At 71.0% G+C, this 3,999-nt stretch carries 3 protein-coding genes; 2 read left to right on the top strand and 1 reads right to left on the bottom strand.

The window, feature by feature from the left end; translation table 11 throughout:
* Positions 1-1,704, top strand: a 1,704-nt coding sequence (locus NQ160_RS19980) for a DNA polymerase (RefSeq protein WP_257516855.1), incomplete at its 5' end; no start/stop codon positions are given.
* 44 nt (positions 1,705-1,748) lie between these two features.
* Positions 1,749-3,422, top strand: a complete 1,674-nt coding sequence (locus tag NQ160_RS19975) for a DUF885 domain-containing protein (RefSeq protein WP_257516854.1) — start codon at positions 1,749-1,751, stop codon at positions 3,420-3,422.
* A gap of 22 nt (positions 3,423-3,444) precedes the next feature.
* Here the strand turns inward: NQ160_RS19975 and NQ160_RS19970 are convergent.
* A partial coding sequence (locus tag NQ160_RS19970; protein ID WP_257516853.1) for a phosphoribosyltransferase family protein occupies positions 3,445-3,999 on the bottom strand: 555 nt, incomplete at its 5' end.

Raw genomic sequence — 3,999 nt, 5'->3', positions numbered from 1 at the left:
CCGACGCCTGCCGAGACCGATGCAGCGGGACTCTCGGAATGGCTGGATGCCACGAGCGGCGAGGTGGCCGTGACCGTCACGGTCTCCGGCGGCCTGCCGCAGCGAGTGGGTCTTGCCACCGCCGACGCCGCCGTCGAGGTCGCCTGGAACGACGAGACCGCCGCCGTGCTGACCCCGTGGCTGGCCTCGGACGCGCCGAAGGTGCTCTCCGACGCCAAGCCCCAGGTCAAGGCGCTCCGCCGCGCCGGTGCCGCGCTCGGCGGTCTCGTGTTCGACGCGATCGTCGCCGGATGGCTGCTGCGCCCGAGCTTCCCCGACAAGAACCTCTCGGACCTCGTCGACCGGTACCTGGGCGAGAAGCTCCCCGAGGCCGATCCCACCCAGCTGGTGCCCGAGACCGAGGGCGCGACCCCCGGTCAGGTGTCGTGGTTCACGCTGCGGGTGGCCGATGCGCTCCGTGACGAGCTGCCGCAGAGCGTGGCATCCGTCCTCGCCGACATCGAGCTGCCGACGCTGCTGACCCTCGCCGACATGGAGCTCGCCGGCGTCGCGGTCTCGCACGAGAAGCTCTCCGCGTTCTCGGGCGAACTGGCTGCCCGGGCCGACGCCATCGCTCAGCAGGCCTACGCGACCATCGAGCGCGAGGTGAACCTCGGCTCGCCCAAGCAGCTGCAGGAGGTGCTGTTCGAGCAGCTGCAGCTGCCGAAGACCCGCAAGACCAAGACCGGGTACTCCACCGATGCCGCCGTGCTCGCGGACCTGCAGGAGACCAATCCGCACCCGTTCCTCGACCAGCTGCTGCAGCACCGCGAGGCCACGAAGCTGCGGCAGATCATCGAGTCGCTCGACACCGCGATCGCCGCCGACGGCCGCATCCACACGACCTACGTGCAGACCGGCAGCCAGACCGGGCGCCTGTCGAGCACCGACCCGAACCTGCAGAACATCCCGATCCGCACCTCCGAGAGCCGCCGCATCCGCGCCGCCTTCCAGGTGGGGGACGGATACGAGACGCTGCTGACGGCCGACTACTCGCAGATCGAGATGCGCATCATGGCGCACCTCTCCGGCGACCCCGGCCTCATCGAGGCCTTCAACTCGGGCGAGGACCTGCACCGCTTCGTGGGTGCGCGCGTGTTCCACGTCGCGCCCGAAGACGTCACGCCGGCCATGCGCACGAAGGTCAAGGCCATGTCGTACGGGCTCGTGTACGGCCTGTCGGCGTTCGGCCTGTCCAAGCAGCTGCGCATCGAGCAGTCCGAGGCGAAGGGGCTGATGCTGGAGTACTTCGCCCGTTTCGGCGCCGTGCGCGACTACCTGCGCTCGTCGGTCGAGCAGGCCAAGATCGACGGCTACACCGAGACGATCTTCGGCCGCCGCCGCCCGTTCCCCGACCTCTCGAGCCCCAACCGGGTGCTGCGCGAGAACGCCGAGCGCGCCGCGCTCAACGCCCCGATCCAGGGGAGCGCGGCGGACATCATGAAGATCGCGCTCTTCCGCATCCACGCCGAGTTCGCCCAGCAGCAGCTGCGGTCGCGGGTGCTGCTGCAGATCCACGACGAGCTCGTCGTCGAGGTGGCTCCGGGGGAGTGGGATGCCGCCGAGCGGATCGTGCGCGAGCGCATGGGCGATGCCGCAGAGCTGTCGGTGCCGCTGGACGTGCAGATCGGCCGCGGCGCGGACTGGGACGAAGCAGGTCACTGACCGCCCGGTTCGTGTGCACGCCCCGGGCGTCCTAGGCTCAAAGGATGACTGACACCTCGCGCCCCACGACCCGGATCGACGAGATCGCGGACGCGTGGGTGGACACCCTCGCCGAACTGTCCCCGATGCTGGCCACCTACATCGGCCGCACCGAGTACAACGACCGCTTCGACGACCTGTCGCCGACCGGCACCGAGCGCGCCGCCCAGGCCGCCCGATCGACCCTGGCCGAGCTCGAGACCGCCGACACCGTCGACGAGATCGACGTCGTCACGAAGGCGGACCTCAGCCGCGAGCTGCGCCTGCAGCTCGAGCTGCACGATGCCAAGGCGCACCTGCGCGACCTCAACGTCATCGCGTCGCCCGCCCAGGATCTGCGGTCGGCCTTCGACCTCATGCCGACCGACACGGTCGAGGACTGGGGCGTCGTCTCGGCACGTCTGAAGGCGCTCCCGCAGGCGATCACCGGGTACATCGAGACCCTGCGTGAGGGCATCGCCACCGGCGTTGTGCCGGCACGCCGCCAGGTGCTCGAGGTCGTCACTCAGATCGGCCGTTACACCGAGGACCGCGGCTTCTTCTCGACCTTCGCCGCCGAGGCCACTCCCGCTGAGGGGCACCTGCCGGCATCCCTCGCCCGGGAGCTCACCGACAACGCCAACGCCGCCCGCGTCGCCTACGAGCGGCTGTCGTCGTTCCTGTCCTCGGAGCTCGCCCCCGAGGCGAGCGAGCAGGATGCCGTGGGCCGCGAGCTCTACACCCTGCACTCGCGCCGCTTCCTCGGCGCCGAGATAGACCTCGACGAGACGTACGAGTGGGGGATCGAAGAGCTCGCGCGCATGGTCGCCGAGCAGGAGTCCATCGCCCGGCAGATCTCGCCCGACGCCACCGTCGAAGAGGCGGTCGCCCTCCTCGAAGCAGACCCCACGCGCCAGCTGCACGGCACCGAAGCGCTGCAGCGGTGGATGCAGGAGACCAGCGACCGCGCCGTCGAGGAGCTCGGACGCACCCACTTCGACATCGCCGAGCCCATCCGGCGCCTGGAATGCATGATCGCCCCGACCAACGAGGGCGGCATCTACTACACCGGGCCGACCGACGACTTCTCCCGTCCGGGCCGCATGTGGTGGTCGGTGCCCGAGGGCGTGGACCGCTTCGACACGTGGCGTGAACTCACGACGGTGTACCACGAGGGGGTCCCGGGTCATCACCTGCAGATCTCGCAGGCGGTCTACAACCGCGCGCAGCTGAACAGCTGGCGGCGCCTCTTGGCCGGCACGAGCGGCCACGCCGAGGGCTGGGCGCTGTATGCCGAGCGCCTCATGGAGCAGCTCGGATACCTCGACGACCCGGCCGACCGCCTCGGCATGCTCGACGGACAGCGCATGCGCGCGGCCCGCGTCGTGCTGGACATCGGCGTGCACCTGCAGAAGCCGCGCCTGGACGGCACCGGTACATGGGACTACGACTACGCGCTGGAGTTCATGATGCGCAACGTCAACATGCCCGAGGAGTTCGTGCGGTTCGAGGTCAACCGGTACTTCGGCTGGCCCGGCCAGGCGCCGGCGTACAAGGTCGGTCAGCGCATCTGGGAGCAGCTGCGCGACGAGGTCGCCGAGCGCGAGGGCGAGGACTTCTCGATCAAGCGGTTCCACAAGCGCGCCCTCGACATCGGCGGCGTGGGACTGGACACGCTGCGGGCCGCTCTGCGCGGCTGAGCCTCCGGGGCGCCGACCGGCGTCAGTGACCGCGGGCGCGGGGGTCGTGCAGCAGAGCCACGACCTCCGCGTCATCGGTCTGCGCGAAGTCGTCGTAGTGCGCACCCACCGCCCAGAAGTCGCGCGGCTGAAACGGACACACCCACTCGTCGGCCGCGTCGGCCGGCGGACGCCATCGTGCCGGCGCGACCGGCGCCGCCAGCACGATGCGCGCTGCACCCCGTGCGCGCAGCGCGCGGCAGGCTGCCAAGGCCGTCGCGCCGGTGGCGACGCCGTCGTCCACGACGATGGCAGTGCGTCCTGCGACGGCCGCGGCGTCAGCGCCGTAGCGCGCCGTGCGCCGCTGCAGCTCCGCCGTCTCGATGCGCTCTATGTCGGCCAGCTGGCGCGGAGTCACCCCGCCGGCGCGAACCGCGTCGGGGTTGATGACCCTCGCATCGGCGGCGATCGCTCCCGCCGCGACCTCGGGCTGCGACGGGATGCCGAGCTTGCGCACCGCCACCGCGGTCAGCGGCAGGCCGAGCGCCCGGGCGACGGCCGCAGCGACCACGATGCCGCCGCGGGGGATGCCGACGAC

It is taken from the genome of Microbacterium sp. zg.Y909 (assembly GCF_024626565.1).
The sequence above is the reverse complement of the archived record's forward strand: the minus strand, read 5'-3'. Positions and strand labels throughout refer to the sequence as shown.

What these genes read in the sequence shown, in the direction of transcription:
- NQ160_RS19975 (WP_257516854.1), top strand. Translation starts at nt 1,749, where the DNA reads ATGACTGACACCTCGCGCCCCACGACCCGGATCGACGAGATCGCGGAC.